This window comes from Paenibacillus sp. J22P165 (genome assembly GCF_059692015.1).
The window spans coordinates 148188-167551 of the sequence record NZ_JCAUAP010000012.1; the positions used below are offsets into that span (position 1 = coordinate 148188).

Here is a 19364-nt window from a genome sequence, read left to right on the forward strand (position 1 = left end):
ATGGAAACCGCGACACCTCGTCTGCTCCGCCCTCGCTCTTCAACCGCCGATTTGACCATACTATCGGCGGCGAAGAGTCAGGACAATATTAGATCCCGCTTCCTGGCTTCAACAATGACATGATCAACGTAATGGCTTCTGCTCGAGTTGCGAACTTATTCGGATTAAATCTTCCATCCTCATAACCCTTAATTAAACCAGCTGCCTCAGCAGTTGCCACATAGCTTTGTGCCCAGGTCGGCACAAGAGCTGCATCCTTGAACGTTAGAACTGCATCAGGATTTAGTTTAAGTCCCATCGCGCGTACAATCATGACAATCAACTCCGTCCGTGTTACTTCATTATTCGCACGGAATGTTCCATCGTCATAACCCGAAATGATACCCGCGTTTGCTATTCCTTGAATTAAGTCTTGGGCCCATATCGGTGTTTCTCCTTGATCAGCAAAGCTAAATTCAGATGTATCCTTCTCTACTTGAAGAGCTCTAGCTACTATTACAGCAAACTCTCCACGCGTTATTGCAGCATTCGGTCTAAACGTACCGTCTTCATAGCCATTAATAATCCCACTCTCAACCGCTTGTTCAATAGATACTAAGGCCCAATGTCCTGATATATCGGTCATATCAGCAGGCTGCTCTGATTCTGTTGGTGTTGGTGTTGGTGTTGGCGTTGGCGTTGGCGTTGGTGTTGGTGTTGGTGTTGGTGTTGGTGTTGGTGTTGGTGTTGGCGTTGGGTCCGGTGTTGGTGTAGGGTCCGGTGTTGGCGTTGGGTCCGGTGTTGGTATCCATCCACCACCAGAAGGACTTGCTTCTGTTTTTACCGTCACACTCGGTCCATCCACGCTCCAATTGCCCGCTGTATCACCCGCTTCAACTTTAAAGGTATACGTTGTATCGGCAGACAGACCGCTGACATGATAGCTTGTCCCATTAGCTGGCAAGGCTACAAGTTCAATACCTTCCTTATAAATTTTATAGCCTGATACACCAGCAGCCGAATCATCCGTTGCTGCGGTCCACGTCATCGTAAGGCTAGTTGTACTTGCATTTGAGACAGTTATTGCCGCATTTTCCGGCCATTCGGGCGCAACTACATCTAAAGGCGGCACTTCCTCAGTAATCACACTCTCATCGAATCTGGTTACCGCACCTTGCAACACTCCGTATGCAGCAGTAATTTCATCTTGGCTTGCAGCATGATCGACAACATCTTGCGCAGCAGTAATTGCCATATTTAATGCATCCAGGGCAACTTGCGGATACTGGCCCGGCTCCTCCCCAACGACTGCGTTATCCGCCTTTTGTCCCGCCGCTACGATTGCTCCAACCAGTTCCGTTGTAATGACAGCTGGAGGATCTGTTGTAATGGACACCGTTAATGCAACTTCTCCAATAGGATCACCGTTGGAAGATACCTTCACATTAGCAGTGTAATTCCCGGCCCCCAATCCTTTCTTTACATGAGCAGCCAGCATCGTAGTCTCATTAGGATTCAATGTATATGGCACATTTGCAATACGGAATGCATTAATGTCTCCGCTTACTTGATAGGTTAAATAACTAATTCCCTTACCTGTATTTCGAATCTCAATACTGCGTGCATCCTGATAGTCGGAATACCCCACTTCTTGATCAAGGAATTCAATCTTCGTATCGGTAAAGCTTAGATTCGATTCCGGAACAACAACTGTGGCAGTATGCTTTACAGTTGGAACCACAGTTGATACTGCGGTAATAACAAGATTATCCGCCGTCTCGTCTGCACCAACAAACAGTCGTCCGGAAGCATCAATAACGGTGTTCGCGCTCGATTTATTCGCCACACTCCAGTTCACACTTTGACTGCCTGTCTGATCTCCATAGCTTACATAAGCTGCAAAGGTCCGGGATGAGCCTGGAACAACATCAGCTGTATTCGGAATAATGGCTATGCTTGTCGGGCCGCTAACTTTAACCGGTGTTAACACTTGCACATGGGCAATAATTGTAGAGATCTCAGCATTTTCAATAGTTCCCTTTGTATCAAAATTGCCTGACTGCGCATACCACATCGGATTCATCGTCTCCCATGTGACTTGATACTCTGTTTCAACATTGTTTTTACGAATCTTTACCTTATCAGGCAAAACAGGCTTTGTTCCAACCATCGTCGTGAAGTTTGTCTGAGTAATCAACTGCGATTCATTTTCCCCTTGTAGGAACTGAATACGCGGTGCATAATCTCCAGCCGTTCCACCGTTCGGAACATATTCCTTAGACACAAACTGAAACATTTGTTGATTAAGAATTGTAGCATCCTTCGAATAATTGCCTTTTACGATATCCTCATGTGCCAAAGCGATAGAAATACGTTTTTCTCCTTTGGACAACTTTTCATTGATGAAATTAGTAATATCAAATTCAACCCAATTATTCACTGGAGTAACCGTGTTTTTTGTTATCCGATCAAATGTCCAAGTTGCAATTGCTTCGTCGTCTTTAGAAGGCCTGTAAGTAACTGCATTGTTCCAAGTTAACATACTTTCAGTCCATCCCGTTTTAGCCGCATAGATGCCGATTGGCATTAACGAGTACGCTTCTCTAACTTCTTTCAAGTATATCTTGACAATCGCTTTTTCTACTTCAGTTCCATTAAATGAAGAAAGATCAAAATTCAGCATTGAATATCTCGAATAAGCAGCAGGCCCTGCAAATTGGGTATATAAGCTATATTTATTTTGCAGTGTACCTGCTGGATATGCGCCTGTAGTTGTCCCGTGTGTCTCGGTTCCACTCGCGCCTCGGACAAACGCATCGTCGGTCGTAATAAACGTGAGAACAGAATTTTGTTGCGGGATAACGTTAACTGTACTTGAATTAGAAATTTCCTGACCGTTTACAGTAGCTTTGGCAGTTATCGTAACAACTCCCTCGGATAGCGCTTTAACAACACCTACTTCACTCACCGTCGCGATACTTACATTTGAGCTTTCGAAATGTATACTATCATTCGTATTTGGCACTAGATTTGCAACAAGCTTCTCCGATCCGTATACAGAAAGATATACATTAGATTTACTAAGCAGGATCGAACTATCCGCAAGTGCCGGTTTATCCGCTGCGCTGTATTCATGTGCTCCAATATCAGGCAAGTCATTGTACAATACATTTCCGAAATAGTCCTTGTGCGTGTTATAAATATCTCTAGCAATATTAAAACCGATTGCAACCCCTGCGTCGATCGCCGGTGAAGTGTTTTTCAGCATATAACCTTGCGCAACATCCAAATTGGATTCATAAGGCTTATCCTGACCTGGTGCTACAAATTGAGGATCAGCAACAATTGCCTTCTTATCCGCTGCAGGAGCCAATAGTCCTCCACCGTACAGATTGCCCTCCAACTCTATTCCGGAAAAGTTGAAGTCTTTTGAGGGCAGATAGAAAATATTATTTTTGGCCACTTCTTGGCCACTGATGTTAATAGAGCCCGTAGGTATGGCATTATAAAACGTATTATTATAGAGATATCCAGGTAAACCGCCATAAACCAATCGGTTTCTGGTGTTGGTAATTATGTTATACCGAAATACCGTCGGATTCGTGGTTGCCCCGTTCCATACACAGAACAAGACCCCATCGCGATTGTCATGAGCATAGTTATACTGCCAGACCGCTCCAATGCTTGCACCGTCAGAATCCATCGCAACACCATCTGCCGTATTCGACAAATCGTTACCCGACCTGGTGATACCTCCATTCCCGTCATACGCAGCTTCTCTAAAGTCATGTTCAATATCAAATATTTCGTTATACTGAGCGATAGAAAATTGTGCGTGCGTATCTTCAAGACCCGATGTATGGAATCCCGATACGGTATTGTGCTCGACTAACGCCCCATCCGTGCTCGCCCAATAAATACCAAAGTCCGACCAACGTTTATTGCCATTTACATAGTTGTTCCGGATCACTACATGTTTGTGTAAACCTGCATCAGGGTCGTCCACCTTACTCAACGTATAGGCACGCAGATGAACAGATTGCATAACGCGAATACCCGTCTCCGAAACGTCCTTGATCACATTTCCTTCAATTAGCACACCATCAAAAATAGCCTTCTTAATGTTGTCCTTCTGCGTTGTCGGCGGCATCGCTTGCGTTATGCCGACAGGTACGCCATAGAGATCCTTATTGGTAGTCGTCTCAGGTGTATTCCGGGGTCTTGGGTCCTCGGTTGTAAAGGCAATACCGCCGCTTGCCTTCCAATAATCCGTATCAAATCCGCCTCGGGACAGCGCTTTTGCCCAAGTTAACGCTGAATTGCCGTCCAGTGCTGGACTATGGAATAATCGCATACCATTAACATCGTGAATATAGTTGTTTCTTATTGTGATATCATGACTCACATAGTCTACAGCTTTACCCGCCGTAATCGAAACTAGAATTCCCACATAAAAATCGGTTGAGCCAAACGGAAAGCGGTTTAGATTATTATTATTTGCTTCGCTATCCGTATAGGGACGCAAATCGCCTGTAGCTGCTAGTGAAATATCAGAATGATTGGTCAGCTCAAGATTTTGAATGGTAATATATTCCTGATCTCTGAGTCTTACAGTAAAGTGAGAAGTGCCATTGGTATGAATTTGAGGCTTCTCTCCCACGCCATATTTACCGATTGTAATGGGTTGACCCTCGCTTCCTGAACCTTTAGGCCATAGGTAGGTATTCTCCCACACAGACCCTGCCTTTAACAAGATATTGTCACCGGGTTCAAACTCTCTGTTGTTAACGTTTTCAAATGTCTTCCAGGCACTGCCTTCACTAGTACCATTATTAGCGTCATTACCTTGTTCATTATTAATATAATAGGTAATTCCATTGCCTAAAGGATTATCTGTCACAGTTGAAGCAGTTGCATAATGCCCGAAAGGAAACAATGTAAACAACATCGTTAACATTAAAGTTATCGACAGTAATGATTTCATTCTTAGCAATTTCATTTTTTGTCCTCCTAATTTTGGAATAGCCTCTAGGCATTTGCCGAGGTAGATGGGATAAGGCTTTCCCCAACCCATCAAACTACTTTACCTGCGGTATCCTTGTCATCCATAGCAACCATTTGGCGCTAATATCTAAACTGTGGATTACAGATTTGTCTCACATTACGACGATTCTTGTGCCGCTTTTATGACGATAAGGGAAAAGGGAAAGAAAGCGCTTACCAATACTCCAGGAAGAGTTAAGCGATTAGTCGAATGGTTGATCCCACAAAGCTAGGCTTACTGGGGGACATGAGTCAGTTTAATGCCGCTTGTGATGGAACACCACTCGTCATATCCGCTCGCCTCCGCAGTAAGTCTACTTGCACTTGAAGTGCCCAAGGCCTTGCGAAATGCAATACCCTTCGCACCTAACAATTAATTTATATTTTTTGGAAATGAAGTTTTACGCAACAATGTATGTCCAATAGGAACGAAAGAAACTGAATGAGATTCTCCTGAGGAATCAGTTAGTTGGCCTTTCAATCGACTCGAAGGTTCATCCCACCCGATCGAATTCATTTCAGCCCGCTCATAGATGAAACCAAAGTTTTCTTTAGAGGAATCCAGCATGGAGTTACCTCCTTCAATCTCATCTGTTTGAGAAATCGCATCAAAATCAACAAAATCTTTGACATCATAGCTTTTTGTAATCACACGATGTTCAGAAATCGGTAATACATAAAGCAATGCACCTCTGTTAAGTGTGAATTCACCATTCGCTGCTTCTGATGATATAATCTCCGTTTTAAATAAAAGACGAATCTGATCTCGTGTTTTCCATCTTTTACTAACGATGAGATATCCATCTTTCTCTACAATCTCCGCACCTTCAGCATCCACATCTGTATGAATAGACCATGCTGGAATACGGAAATAGATGGGACATGCCACCTCCTCTTCAACAGAAATGCTAAATAAAAGCTGCTCATCAAATGGATAAATCGTTGTAGTCGTAATTTCAAACTTCACACCTTGCACTTTGGTACTGACACTGGTTGGGCCATACAAGACGGCAGCGAGTCCTTCTTGCTTCCCCGCTCTAACCTTCATCCACATACGGCTTACATAATTCGGCATATACTTCACCGAATTTCCCGCACAGCAAAGAGCGCCTGTTTCATGCGTGGGCGAATATTGAAACTTAGCTTGATGTCCATCATTTATGGCTGCGCTATATCGGTTATCTTTGGTCAAATAAGAAATGGCTTTGCCATCCGCCGTCCTTGCTCCTTGTGCAGCATTAAAAGCAATTCGTTCAATTCGATCTCCCCACTCTGCGTTGCCTGTTTTCTGCAGAGCAGATTGAAGACTGATCGTCAGTTCTGTTATTCCGCAATATTCATAGGGTAAGGATGGATCTGGGTCACGACCCTCAACATTCTCATCACCGATACATGTCCCGCTTGGAACCAAATATCTTTTGATTTTGGTAAAAGCGTTCTCGCTTGCTTGCTTCAACAGAGGATCTCCTGATTCAAAATATAACCAAATTGGAACACGTAAATGCTCAGTTGTATGAGGTGCATGCCAAATAAACGCCTTTTCTAAATCCAATAAATTCTCTAATTGGTTATCCGTATCGCGAATTTTTGTTGCTGAACAGTAATCTTCATAGCACCATAGGCCAAAATTCAAAAACTCCTCAAGTCCAGTAAGTCGATATACCCATTCCAAAGCTTCGATCAACATGAGACCATGCCCAGTACCTCCAGCAGGTTCCTCGTTTCTAAAGTAAGAGTTCCTTGCCTCGGGTCCATAATGGCACATCGTTAAACGGATTGCTTTAGTGACGGCATCCAAATATTCTTTCTTTCCAGTCAACTCGTAGTAAGCGAGCATAACCATAAAAATTCGGCTCTGCGTCCAGAACTCCCCATTCTCCTTCTTATGCTTGAAACGAGATTGGCTTGTGTATATACCTAGATAGCCATCCTCATCCTGAGAATTCAGAATTTGCTCCATATATCGAGTTGCTCTCAGAATAGCATCTTCATCTCTCGTTAAATACGCCATTCGAACAAATCCGTCCAGCCAAAATGCCGTTTGCTCACCACTCCACCATGTTCTCGGTGTGTCATGAACCATGCCGGATGCCGAAATTTCGAAACTGTTCACCCTCTCCTCGTTAAAACCTTTCAAATTCACACATGACGTTAATTCATTTAAATGTCCTGCGATCCCCCCTTCTAAATCTCGCTGCATTTGCTCTAAAATCCACCCTGTTGGTTTAATTTCTCCAATGTCTAACAAGGTGAAATATGGGCTGGGTTTTGTCTGGTTTGTATGCATTTATATCACTACCTTGTGATTTATTCTTGAACCAATATCTAGTGAGCGCTTGTTAAAATATGATTCAAACAGGTTTTGGGTGATCTTCCAACTAGCAATTGCTTCCCGTCTGTATAACCTTCTTCTCTCCCAGTTAACTCTTTTACCAATCTACTTTTCCATTGCTGAATCTCATCGACATAATCTTTAGACTTTACTAAATTCCTTAACTCGTTAGGATCTCCCTCAATATCGAAGAATTGTTCCTCACCCGTTTGAGAGTACCAGATATATTTCCTCTTCCCATCTGTGACAAAATGATAGGACAAGTCACCGTATTCATGCTCCCCATGAATGTAAGATCTCCAACTCCCTGATCTAGCTACCCTTCCCAGCGGAAGAACACTTGAGCCATCTACAGAAGATGGAATTGCAACATTCGCTGCATCTAGTAGGGTCGGCATGATATCACGCAGTTCAACCACATTATCTACCATTTTCCCCTTCTCTACCTGCAGCGTACCCGTAGGATCATTGAGAATAAAAGGAATCTTGGCGCTGCCTTCATAAGCGAGTCTTTTCTGATAAAGTCTGTGATCTCCCATTAAATCCCCATGATCAGAAACAAATAGGATAATCGTATTCTGACTTACCCCAAACTCGAACAGAGCATTACGCAGCCGTCCAATCTGATTGTCGATATGCGTAATTAGCGCATAGTACGCTGCGAGAGATTTTTGACGCATTCGTTCTTGGACAATCCCCCGTTTCGTGGTAGGATTCATCCCTTCTTTATCTGGATCATCCTGCATCGCCCAATCACCGATCGGCGGTTCTGGAAGCTCTAAACCGTCATAGATATCGAGAAATGCCTGCGGCGGATCCAAAGGAGAATGTGGACGTACAAAAGAAGTCCAAAGAAAAAATGGTTTACTTGGATCTCTTCTTCGTAAGAAATCAATTGATTGGGTAACCGCCCAATTCGTTGGATGAAGTGACTCATCCAGATGCCAAGGTCTTGCCACTGTCGATGAATTACAATCTAAGCCATGATCCATAATGTCTTGCTGATAGCCTGCTCTCTCCTTTAACCAAGGCAAGTAATCATCGGTTTGATCCCACCACTGTAATGCCGTTGATTGCGAGCGGTCCCGATTATAGTGCATATACCCATCATGCAGCAAAATGTTATGAAAACCGCACAAATTACGTGTCGGGTATACGTGCATTTTCCCTACACACTGCGTGTGATAGCCAGCATTAGCTAGTTCTCCTGGCAGCGTGTGCTCATACATCCAAGGAATTTTGTCTGCATAGCCTACTCGTCCGTGATGTTTAGGCTCCATCCCCGTGATAATAGAGGCCCTTGCTGGTACGCAAGAGGGTGTAGCCGTATATGCGTTTGTATATGTGACTCCAGTACGGGCCAAATCATCTAAGTTAGGTGTTTGTATGACAGGATGGCCAAGGTAATGGAGACAATCTCCACGCATTTGGTCCACAGAAATAAGCAAAATATTAGGTCTACTAGTCACAAGGGCACCTCGCAATATGATATCTTCTTCCAAGAGGGGCAAGCCCATAAATTATTATCCTTTAACGGATCCAAGCATGACGCCTTTATTAAAATGTTTCTGCATGAATGGAAAAACAATTAACAGCGGCAGCGCCGTCAAAATAATCGCCGACATTTTAGCAGCTGGCGTGTATCTGAAGGAAATACTCGACGCATTTGCGATAGACGGGTCATCCTCAATCAACATTTGTCTTAGAAATACTTGTAATGGCATCAGTTTAGTATCGTTTAAATATAAAATGGCCGAGAAGTAGGTATTCCAATTGTTCACCAAGTAAAACAACGTAAATGTCGCAATGGACGGTAAGGATAAGGGCACAATGATACTCCATAACAAGCGCCATTCACCGCTGCCATCGATTTTAGCCGACTCCTCAAGCTCCATCGGGATAGACTGAAAGAAACTTCTCATCACAATGACGTTGAAGCCCGCGATTGCAGAACTTAACCAGATCGCCCAGAAACTGTCTAACAAATGAAGTGAGCTGACCACTAAATAGGTTGGAATCATTCCGCCCGAGAAAAGCATGGTGAAGAAAACAAGAAAATTAATTACTCCGCGTCCCTTTAACCATGTCTTGGATAAGCCGTAGGCCATTAAAGTCGTTAATGTGATGTTAATTAGCGTACCAACGAAACTAATAATGAGCGAGTTACTAAAAGCACTTTTGAAGCCAGGATGAGACATCAAGTATAAATATCCGTCCAGCGTGAACGTTTTGGGAATAATATAAAATCCGCGTGTCAAAAACTCTTTTTCTGTAGAAAAAGAAACAGATAATATATAGAAAAGAGGGAATAATACAATAATTGAAGCAATAATTAACAGGGCGTATACCAAACCTTTAAAGAATCGGTCTGGTCCCGTATCGCGTATCTCCATTAAAATACACTCTCCTGTCCCATTTTCTTAGCTAATTTGTTGACAGACATTACCATGACTAAGCCAACTAAGGATTTAAATAAGCCGACGGCTGTTGCATAACTGTAATCTCCTTGATTAAGACCAACCTTGTAAATAAATGTCTCAAATACTTCTGATACTTGCTGATTCATTGGGTTTTGAAGTAAAAATACGTGCTCAAAGCCCATATCCATGATATGTCCGATTCTCAAAATAAACATGATGACAATGACGTTTTGCAGCGCTGGCAGCGTAATATGCCATAGTTGCCGCCAACGATTCGCTCCGTCAATAACAGCAGCTTCATATTGTGTTGGGTCAATCGCCGCCAAAGCCGCTAGGAAAATAATCGCCCCCCAACCTGCTCCTTGCCAGATGTTCTGAAATAACCAAACCCATCGGAAGTACTTCGGATCGGTTAATAATTCAATACGGTCAAATCCCATGCTTTGCAGAAGTTGATTGACTCCTCCTGAACCATTAGCGAATAGTACAACTGTAATCGATACAATAACAACCCAAGAAATGAAGTTCGGTGCGTACAGAATTGTTTGAACTGACGTTTTAAATTTCCGCGATTTAACCTCATTCAAGAGCAGAGCAACTAGAATCGGAGCTGGAAAAAAGAAAATAACGTCGAGCACATTTAATACCAACGTATTTTTCAGCACTAATAAGAAGTCACCTTCTGAAAACAATCTTCGAAAATAATGCAAACCTACCCACTCACTACCTGTAATTCCTTTGAACGGGCTGTATTTCATGAATGCAATAGATATGCCTAACATAGGTACGTATTTGAAAATAATGAAGAATAAAAGTCCAGGTAGAATCATCAAATAAACGGGAAGCGCCCGCTGCCAATATCTCATCACTTTATACCTCCCCGGGGTATCTGATAGGTTAAAAAAACCGTGCGGCGACTTGCGTAACCGCACGGTACGTCAATACAACAAACTACTTTTTAGCTTTATAAGCATCGTTAACTTCTTGAATAATTTTGTCTCCGCCGCCTTGCTTCCACTCTTTGATCGCATCATCGATGCTGTCTACAGGCTTTTTGCTGGCAATGATTTCAATGACTGCTTTAAGGAATTTATCATCTAATTGTTTTCCTTTTTCCGTCAATGTAAGCGAAGCGTTGAGGTAACCGTCAGATGCGTTCTTATACGGGAATTTACCTGCATTATTGATGGATTTCTCAATAGCTTGTGCCCAGTCTTTTTCGCTCCATTTGTAAACATTGAACGTATTGGAATTTCTGCGTAATCCCCAGTTCCATAATAAGCTTTGGCGTCCTTCGCCTTCTGCTTTTAGAGAATCAGTCATTTCATACGAAGTTGCATTCTTTTTATAGTGAACACCCTCGATACCGTTCTTAAGAATATCTTCACCTTCTGGAGATACCCACCAATCCAGCATTGTCAAGATACGATCACGTTTCTTCGCATCCACATCCTTACCTAGAACAATCTTCGCCAACCCACTGCTAGGAGTAAGTGTTCCTCTCATATTGTTGGCGCCGATTGGAGGGGAAAGCTCCACGAATTTCGCATTAGGACTACTTGCTTGAAGCTGCTGATTCGTTTGCTGGCTCAATTGGAATTGCATATCACCGAATCCAACCTTACCTTGCGCATATTTCTCATTAATGTTCGTGTTAGTAATAAAATCTCGATCTAAAACACCTTCCGTATAAGCCTTATTTAAGAAAGTTAAATACGCTTTCCATTCACTTGTTTGTGTCTGCATAGGAACGAGTTGTCCATTTACATCTTTCCAGCCGTTAGCAATACCAAATGCTGCCTCTAACTCTGGAATTCCCAAATTAATATTGTTGCCAACCGCAGAGAAACCATATGTGTCTTGTTTTCCATTACCATCTGGATCTTTCAAAGCGAATGCTTTACCGATCTCATAGAACTTGTCAATCGTAAATTCATTTTCAGATGGAGCAGGAATTCCTAACTTTTCCATCCAATCCGCCCGACCATAAATGGAAGTTTGAGCAGTGTTATAATTCGGGATCCCGTATATTTTGCCTTTGGGATTTAATAAGGCCCATTCTTCTGGCTTCGCAACGCTCTGTAGTGTTGGGTACTTAGCAATAAATGGCTGAAGATCCAAGAACACGCCTTGGTCAGCCCATTTTAAGAACAAATTCGAACCATCAAAGTCCATGCGGGAGACATCAGGAATCTTCCCAGAAGCCGCAACAACATTCATCTTCTCTGCAAAATTAGCTCCAGGAACCCATTGAATTTGCAAATCAATATTGAATTTTTCGTTGATATACTTAATGATCGGATGATTGTTATCCGGCCAGCCTCCGCCCTTCCATGATGAAAGCAACATATCAATCTTAATCTTTTCTGACATGTCGGAGGTTGCCGCGGGTGCTGCACTTGCAGTTGTTTTTGAAGTCTCCTCTTTCGTGGTAGCACAACCAGCAGTTAAACTAATTACAATGGTGACCGCAAAAATCGTCGCAAACGTTTTCTTCATTTCTTATTGACCTCCCAATAGGTTCCTTCATGTTGACCATTCATGTTGTAACTTAATTATATCTCCCGATTTGCGCCTATTTTTCTACTTTCTTATGATCTATTTATCTGAATTTCTGATATTATATTATCTTTTTCGGGACTTTCAACGTTACTACACTCCCCATACCTGGGAATGAATCAATGCTCACACCATAAGAAGTACCATAGTTTAATACCAATCTGGCATGCACATTGATGATTCCTACCGACTCCTCCGAGGCAAATAATTCTGGCTGTTCGGTCACAAACGTTAGTCTCTCATTAATATGCTGTAGGACTTCCGCAGGAAATCCTTTACCGTTGTCAGCAATTTCAATCTTCAAATCCCCTCGTTCTTCATATGCATTCACGATGATACTTGCTTTTCCATTTCTTGGTTCAACTGCATATTTCACGCAATTCTCCACAATAGGTTGGAGAGATAGCTTAATAATATGACATTCCAGGAATTTATCTTCGACAATAATTTGACTCTGAAAGTTTTTGGAGAAACGAATGTGGATAATCTCTAGGTAGCTCCGCAGCGTATGTAATTCACTCCGAAGCTGTACTTCTGTGCCGGGCATTTTGGTTGTATATCGGTAAACACTAGCCAAATTAGTCGCCATCTTTTCAATCATCGGAACTTTTTGAATAAAAGCAATACTCTTAATGATTTCAAGGGTGTTATAGAGAAGATGCGGATTTATCTGATTTTGCAAGGCTTGGATCTGCGCTTCTTTCTGCCTAAGCTGCAATTGCATTTTTTTAATTTCCAGGTCATGTACCGTATGAATTAAATCGTCCAGTCTCTCAGTCATCCTGTTAAAACTGCCGTTTAGCCCCTGGATCTCGTCATTCCCTCTAATAACCTCTAATCTGACCGTCATATCACCATCTTCAACTCTGCTCATTGAATTTCTTAAGCTGATAATAGGGCGTACAAGATTACTTACGATTCTTGGAATAAATAATAATGAAATCACGATAATTGTTGCTAAAATGAATATCGTAGAATTTCTTGCTACAGTTAACCCACTTGCCATTTCATCCATCGGCACAATCGCAACGATATGCCATCCTGTTAGTTCTGATTGGTTATTGGACACCAGCATTTTCTCGCCTTTTAACATTAGCGTATCATTAGGCTTAGAAAGATCCAGCTCCTTCAGAGTGGTTTCCACCAATTCGTAACCAACTAAATCAACATCCGGATGATACACTATTTCCTTGTTTGAGTTCACAATAAAGAAATAACCCGTTTTCCCCAATCTTGATTGCCCGAGTATGCTTTGAATTTCTGTTACGGACAATGCAATGTTCAGATTTCCAAGCAGTTTGACCGTATTGGGATCATATATTGGTACAACAAGTGTTATATAGGGGTAAGCAGATATCTTCATTCTTTCACGATTTACATAAGTTGGGGAAACTCTTAGCTTTTCTGAAAGAGCACCAATCAACCAAAGTGGTGTAACATAGAGAGAGTGGTTTAAAGCATTATCTTGGGAGTAGACAAGTCTGTTGTCCAAAGATCGAAGTACAATGCCCAAAATGTTAGAATAGTTGATGGCAATATATCTAGTAAGAATTCCCTCAACAAGCGCCTCCTGCTCCCGATTGAAGGTTCCCCCTGATTTAAGCCAATATTGAATCAGCCCACTTTCCGGATTATCCCCAAGTAGAGGATTAGTTGGAAGTGGGCCAGCTACGGATGCATAAGTGGATTGTGCAAGTTGATTGAAGTAACGGTCAATCTGATGATTAATCCTATCTGTAGAATCTTGAGCAATCGTAAAAAAGTCATTCTTAGCAGACTCCGTGTAGTAATAGGAAGTGAAAGCCGCCATTAGAGCAATGGAGATAAAACTTAGGGAAAGCGCAAGAGCAAGTATTTTTGTTTTAATGGAGAACCGATAGTGCCAATAGCGTAACCTCATGGATTTAACCTCTTCCTATATTCGAGCGGCGCATGCCCTACAATCGCTTTGAATACTCGCGTGAAATATGGTAGTGTCGAGAATCCTACCATCTCAGCAATTTCAGAAACTGAAAATGATTTTTCAAGAAGCAACCGCTTGGCTTCATCGATCTTTAAACGGTTCACATAATTCACAAGAGAAGTACCCGTATGTTTCTTGAAAAGAGCACTGAAATGGGAGACACTGAAGTTCGTATATTCAGCCATATCTGTTAAAGTAATATCTTCTTTAAAATGAGTTTTTATGTAGCTACAAGACCTTTCTATAGCATCAGGCATACTGGATTTAGTTGTTGTTGGATTTGAGAGATACCACTTTTCAAGTAAACTCTTGAAATAAGTCATTATGGAAGTATCATTATTTGAATCATAAATCGGTATATCTTTTATTGTGATACCGAGTTCACTAAAAATCATTTTCAGCTTGTTTTCAAATATGTTAAGCAGACCAACCCTAGCATTCTTGTTTAAATAATTTAACCGAAGAACAGATTGAACGAGTTCTAGTTGCTTTTGCATAGCTAATTTAGGTGTGATCCCTTGGCTATTATCCAATAAGGATTGAAATTTGATGATATATCTGTTTAAATCCTTTAACGATTCCAGTTTTTCCTTAGAGCGGTGCAATGTTTCCTGCAACACCTCAAATTCAACAGGCTTCAGTAAATATTCGGACACACCAAAAGACATCGCTTTCTGAGCGTATTGAAAGTTATCATACCCGCTGATGATAATTGAAACTAGTGGTGTACGATGGTCTGCAATTCTCTGAATAAGAGACAATCCATCTAACTCAGGCATCTGAATGTCCGTTATAAGCAGCATTGGCCAGACTTCATGGATCATACTCCATGCTTCTTCTCCATTGGTACAAGCACCGACGACCTCGAACTCTTCGCCTGCTGCTTCCACCATCTCGACAATTCCCTTCAAGACCCATGGTTCATTTTCAGCGACTAACACGGTGTACATTGCTCCCTCAACCCTTCCTGATCGTAAAACCAATCGGTATAGACAATCTTACAAGTTTCATCATAGAAATAAAAGAAGCATCTTAACCTATATATTTCCCAATTTTCAAGAGAAATAGGGCTAGAAAAGCGCCACTAAACATATTTTCTTAAGCACTTGGCGTCGCAGAGCTTTTATACCTAGACCGTTCAGGGATGAGAACTAGCCGAGAAAGTAAAAATTTCGAGTCGCTTCAATTGAATTACTCCTTTAGGACTAACTATGAGTACCTTAAATTATATCCCCTTTAGGTCTTACTTTTTTCATAATTTTACGATGTATTTATCTGATTTTCTGATAATGAAGAATCTCGCTAAAAACATTCTATTCACGACTATGCTTGTTTCGGAATACTTCGGTGATCAGGTCTGCGAATTCCTCCGTGACTCCGGTGAATCTGCTTCCCCATAGCAACAAACTCACCATGCATGATGTCTAGCGAGATGTCATCCAATGCCCGAATGTTTTCTCCACCCATATAGTAAAGTTTACTAACATGCTTAATTTGGATTACAGCTTCATCAGCACCCGATTAAATAATCCAAATATCCCCTGTATTATATAATTTCGCAAGGTTGTGAACACGAAGCAACGTAAATCTCTGTGTCAGCTAGTGAAAAAATAGAGCTACCTCCCGGTAGCCCTTTCAGAATTAAACAATTATATCCTTGCCTACTCTGCAAACATTTCATTTAGCCCTTTTGCAATTTCGTTCATGCTATCTTCTGCCTGCGGGTAAAGCCCAATCTTATCTATAAAAGCATGGTCTACACCGTTGTACCTGATCATCTTTGTTTGGACTCCGGATCTGATTAATCGTCTGGCATATGCCTCGCCTTCCAATCTCAGGTAATCATATTCCGCTTCTATAATAAGAGTAGCCGGTAGACCGCTTAAATCCTGCGCCAAAAGCGGAGATACGTAAGGATCAGTAACATCGGTCTTACCTTGTAAGTAAATCTTCTCTAGACCACCAGAAGAAGCACCTAAAGCTCGTATTATGCCATTGATGAGGTCGTGATTATTGTTCACAGAATACTCCTCCATATCCCAATTGAAATCTTCGGTGGGGATAGCGTTCATGTTGACAGTCGGGTAAAGTAAGGCTTGGTATTTAATCATCCCAGTGCCCCTATCCCTGTCCATGAGTGAGCATACCGCTGACAAATTACCGCCGGCACTGTCGCCAGCTACCCCGATTTGTTCAGGATTTACATGGATTTCGGCTGCATGCTCATATACCCATGTGACCGCATCAAAGCAATCGGTAAGTCCTGCAGGAAAAGGGTTCTCCGGGGCTAACCGGTAATCAACGTTGACTACTACAGCCCCCGCTTTTTCCGCTAAAGATTTACATGGGTTTTCAACACAATCTACAGAACCGCCCATAAACCCGCCACCATGGAAAAATACGATAGCAGGCATAGGACCGATCTTGTTAGGCGTATAAATACGAATCGGAATAGCCCCATATTTGCCTTCAATGGTCTTATGAGCAGTTTCAATTTCTGTAACCGTTACGTCCACGTTCGGCCAACCCATCATCGCCCGTAATGTAGCGAGGTTTTCAGGAGCTTCGAGGTTGAAGTCCATCTTTGGCCCGGAAGCCATTCTCTTGGCCATGTCCAGGGCAACATGCAATACTCTTGGGTCCAGATCACCCTCGACATCGGAATCCGGAATCCTTTTAATTACGATATCTAGCCCTTTATGTTGTTGGACGACAGCACGTTCTTCCACCAGAGAAACCAGTTCTTTATATGCTTCATTAATGCTCATAATCAGCACATCTCCCTTTATCCCATTACTATTTCAAAAATCGTCCCCTAGCATAGTTAGCCGTCCGATCATCTTGAATGCGTCCGCTCCAGTTCAATCCAAAAGCAAAATCATAGGCGTTACCTGCAGCATCAACGTAAACCTCCATGTCATGTGCAACGTCCTCGAACTGCTCTTCAACGGTTTTCATGTGAGCGGGCAGTTGCATAGGAAGCAACGCTGAAGGCTCTACGGCTCCGGTTAAAATCTCAAGAATTGCCTGATCTTGTGCGCCGAAATTGGCGATAATCGCACTCGCTTCACTTTCAAATTCAGCCATAACGGTTGGATTGGAGAGCAATATGGAAACAATAACTGGCTTTCCGTTCATCGCTGCTCTGGTTTGAAGCACCATATCCAAATCGGTTGCGTTTAACACCGTAACCGTTTTATCTTTATAACTTCGATTCAGTACATCACGTGAATCGCCTGCGATGCTTGTTTCTCTAGCATACTCCGCCGTATACGTGCTATATTGCAAGCTAATCGGCACATATCCGCTGCCGCCTGCCTCCGCATCAGCTTTGCTGTATCCGGTCGTTGAGTATGGACTTTCGATGAAAACCAACGCATAATCAGCTTCATCCGGTAGATCTGTGACTTCAAAATAAGAGCTGACGATATCTAAATTAACTGGATAGCTCAGGCTTTCAGGAGTGGGAATACCGAACCAATTCACACCAGCGGGGCGATATCGTTTCGGAATATACACCTTTTTATGTTTCTGTAAGGGTAGAACTTGCTTATCGTTCTTGAGCATCACGATCGATTTCAGCTGCGCCTCATAGCCTTCAGCAACAAATTCTGGGCTGCCTACCTTAGCAATTGTCTCTTCCACCTGCAAATACGGATTCTCGAAAAGCCCCACTCTAAACATATTAATCAGCAGTCGTACTGCAGATTGCTCGAATCTTGCGCGCATAAAGGCTTCGCCGTGCTCTTCACACCCAATTTGATAAGCTTCCAATATAGGCCCAGTCTGGTTATTTCCCCCGAACTGGTCGACACCTGCCATCAGCAGCTTATAATGACGCTGTGCGACGGTATAGTTCTCCTCTACGCCCCAACTGCGTCCGCCAGGAATTAATTTGGTGATATCTTTTGCCTCATCGTCTGTTATTCCCCAATCCGTACAAACGACTCCATCATAGCCATATTGCGTACGCAGCAAATCTTGAATAAGATACGAATTGTACGAATTCCCGACGTTCTCACCATTTTTCTGATCTTGGCCATAGGATATCGTGTAGTAAGGCATGACAGCCGATGCTTTACCAGTCGGTCCGTCTAATTGAAAAGCCCCTTCTGTAAAAGGAATCAAGTGCTCATCGAAATTGTTCCCAGGATACACAGCGAATTTGCCGTATCCGAAATGAGCATCGCGTCCCCCTTCGCCTGAGCCTCCACCTGGCCAGTGCTTCACCATGGCATTCACGCTGTCATAGCCCCAGCCGCCGGCAATTTCATTCTCGCCAGTTGAAGTCTGAAAGCCATCCACATAAGCTCTGGCCATATCAGCTGCCAGTCGCGAATCCTCGCCGAAGGTCATGCCAAACCGGTTCCATCGCGGATCCGTAGCGATATCGATTTGCGGTGACAATGCAGTCGAAATCCCCAGCGCCCGATATTCACTCGACGCCACTTCACCGAATTTCTTGGTCATGGCTGGATCGAACGTCGCAGCTAGACCCAATGTTTCCGGCCACATGGATATCGATCCACCTGCACCTGCGTTGAACTCTTTGGAAGAATCTGCGCTATGACGCGGATCCGAGCTTGTATTCACAGGGATACCTAGCCCATTACTTTCCGCGAATGCTTGGAGCTTATTGTTCCAGTGGGCTGCCGTCTCCGGGTTTTCCATCATCGTTACCAATACATGCCGTACGTGATCACTCGACAAAAATGCGATCTGCTGATCTGTAAGATCAGAGGGGTTAGCTCCGCTTTCGTTAAATGGCTTGCCGCCATAACTCGCGGGAAACCAGCCCAAGTTCGCAGGAACAGCTTGGTGGCTGCTGTACAGCATGAGTCCAGCTATTTGCTCAATGGACAGTTTGGAAGCAAGATCTTGCGCCCTTTCCTCAGGAGAAAGGCGCCAATCCTCGTATTTATCCAACTTGCCATCTTGATTCAAGTCTTTAAATGCTAAACCATCTACTTCAATGATACGAACCCCTGATGCTGCAGAATAGCCAAGAGTAGGACCATTGGGGTTATTCCTATATTGAATGGTTGCTTGATTCCGGTTATTTGGCATC

General features: G+C 42.8%; 10 protein-coding genes. All 10 read right to left on the reverse strand.

Features of this window, described 5'->3' with window-relative positions:
- Nucleotides 1–88: 88 nt before the first annotated feature.
- On the reverse strand, nucleotides 89–4978 hold the full coding sequence (locus AC58QM_RS28020; protein WP_497288079.1) for an S-layer homology domain-containing protein: 4890 nt from the start codon (nucleotides 4976–4978) through the stop codon (nucleotides 89–91).
- A gap of 417 nt (nucleotides 4979–5395) precedes the next feature.
- Nucleotides 5396–7309, reverse strand: coding sequence for a beta-L-arabinofuranosidase domain-containing protein (locus tag AC58QM_RS28025; RefSeq protein ID WP_497288080.1), 1914 nt, complete (start codon nucleotides 7307–7309; stop codon nucleotides 5396–5398).
- Between the two features lie 38 nt (nucleotides 7310–7347).
- Nucleotides 7348–8871 (reverse strand): arylsulfatase, encoded by a 1524-nt coding sequence (locus tag AC58QM_RS28030; RefSeq protein ID WP_497288081.1) that lies wholly within the window; start codon nucleotides 8869–8871, stop codon nucleotides 7348–7350.
- 6 nt (nucleotides 8872–8877) lie between these two features.
- Entirely contained in the window at nucleotides 8878–9747 is an 870-nt protein-coding gene (locus AC58QM_RS28035) for a carbohydrate ABC transporter permease (RefSeq protein WP_497288082.1), read from the reverse strand.
- Nucleotides 9747–10640, reverse strand: a complete 894-nt coding sequence (locus AC58QM_RS28040; RefSeq protein WP_497288083.1) for an ABC transporter permease — start codon at nucleotides 10638–10640, stop codon at nucleotides 9747–9749. The genes AC58QM_RS28035 and AC58QM_RS28040 overlap by 1 nt, the downstream gene beginning before the upstream one ends.
- 85 nt (nucleotides 10641–10725) lie before the next feature.
- Complete coding sequence (locus AC58QM_RS28045) at nucleotides 10726–12273, reverse strand: type 2 periplasmic-binding domain-containing protein (protein WP_497288084.1); 1548 nt, start codon at nucleotides 12271–12273, stop codon at nucleotides 10726–10728.
- Between the two features lie 121 nt (nucleotides 12274–12394).
- Nucleotides 12395–14233, reverse strand: a complete 1839-nt coding sequence (locus AC58QM_RS28050; protein WP_497288085.1) for a sensor histidine kinase — start codon at nucleotides 14231–14233, stop codon at nucleotides 12395–12397.
- Nucleotides 14230–15237, reverse strand: a complete 1008-nt coding sequence (locus AC58QM_RS28055; protein WP_497288086.1) for a helix-turn-helix domain-containing protein — start codon at nucleotides 15235–15237, stop codon at nucleotides 14230–14232. The genes AC58QM_RS28050 and AC58QM_RS28055 overlap by 4 nt, the downstream gene beginning before the upstream one ends.
- Before the next feature lie 720 nt (nucleotides 15238–15957).
- Nucleotides 15958–17064, reverse strand: a complete 1107-nt coding sequence (locus AC58QM_RS28060; protein ID WP_497288087.1) for an alpha/beta hydrolase — start codon at nucleotides 17062–17064, stop codon at nucleotides 15958–15960.
- A gap of 28 nt (nucleotides 17065–17092) precedes the next feature.
- A complete protein-coding gene (locus AC58QM_RS28065) occupies nucleotides 17093–19363 on the reverse strand; it encodes a glycoside hydrolase family 3 protein (protein WP_497288088.1) in 2271 nt (756 codons plus the stop codon).
- Nucleotide 19364 lies beyond the last annotated feature (1 nt).

Excerpts from the sequence above, each read along its gene's own strand:
- AC58QM_RS28020 (WP_497288079.1), bottom strand. The coding sequence starts at position 4,978 with ATGAAATTGCTAAGAATGAAATCATTACTGTCGATAACTTTAATGTTA.
- AC58QM_RS28025 (WP_497288080.1), bottom strand. The coding sequence starts at position 7,309 with ATGCATACAAACCAGACAAAACCCAGCCCATATTTCACCTTGTTAGAC.
- AC58QM_RS28030 (WP_497288081.1), bottom strand. The coding sequence starts at position 8,871 with ATGGGCTTGCCCCTCTTGGAAGAAGATATCATATTGCGAGGTGCCCTT.
- AC58QM_RS28035 (WP_497288082.1), bottom strand. The coding sequence starts at position 9,747 with ATGGAGATACGCGATACGGGACCAGACCGATTCTTTAAAGGTTTGGTA.
- AC58QM_RS28040 (WP_497288083.1), bottom strand. The coding sequence starts at position 10,640 with ATGAGATATTGGCAGCGGGCGCTTCCCGTTTATTTGATGATTCTACCT.
- AC58QM_RS28045 (WP_497288084.1), bottom strand. The coding sequence starts at position 12,273 with ATGAAGAAAACGTTTGCGACGATTTTTGCGGTCACCATTGTAATTAGT.
- AC58QM_RS28050 (WP_497288085.1), bottom strand. The coding sequence starts at position 14,233 with ATGAGGTTACGCTATTGGCACTATCGGTTCTCCATTAAAACAAAAATA.
- AC58QM_RS28060 (WP_497288087.1), bottom strand. The coding sequence starts at position 17,064 with ATGAGCATTAATGAAGCATATAAAGAACTGGTTTCTCTGGTGGAAGAA.
- AC58QM_RS28065 (WP_497288088.1), bottom strand. The coding sequence starts at position 19,363 with ATGCCAAATAACCGGAATCAAGCAACCATTCAATATAGGAATAACCCC.